Genomic DNA, 401 nt, shown 5'->3' with positions numbered 1-401 from the left:
GGCCCGAAAGAAAGGTAGGAGGCCATGACGAAAGGTCTGCACGTGCCTTCCGAGATCGGCAAGCTCAGGAAGGTCTGCCTGCACCGTCCCGGCGACGAGCTCCTCAACCTGCCGCCCGACGAGCTCGAGCGACTCCTGTTCGACGACGTCCCGTTCCTGGAGGTCGCGCAGCAGGAGCACGACACCTTCGCCCAGATCCTGAGGGACCAGGGCGTGGAGGTCCTCTATCTCGAGAACCTCGTCGCCGAGGTGTTCGACCAGGTCCCCGGCGCCCGCGCCGAGTTCACCGACCAGTACATCGCCGAGGCCGGCATCCGCGGCCAGCACATGCCGCAGATCGTCCGCGAGAAGCTGGACTCCATCGAGGACAACCTCGAGTTCGTCAAGAAGACCATGGCCGG

General features: G+C 65.3%; 1 protein-coding gene. It reads left to right on the top strand.

Annotation, left to right across the window (positions count from 1 at the left end):
- Positions 1-24 precede the first annotated feature (24 nt).
- Positions 25-401: arginine deiminase family protein (locus DW870_RS09525; RefSeq protein WP_233547421.1), on the top strand; the 377-nt coding region annotated here is incomplete at its 3' end.

The sequence above is a fragment of the Collinsella sp. AM38-1BH genome, from assembly GCF_003467545.1.
GTDB lineage: Bacteria > Actinomycetota > Coriobacteriia > Coriobacteriales > Coriobacteriaceae > Collinsella.
Note: the sequence above shows the minus strand (reverse complement) of the source record. Positions and strands in the feature narration are given on the sequence as shown.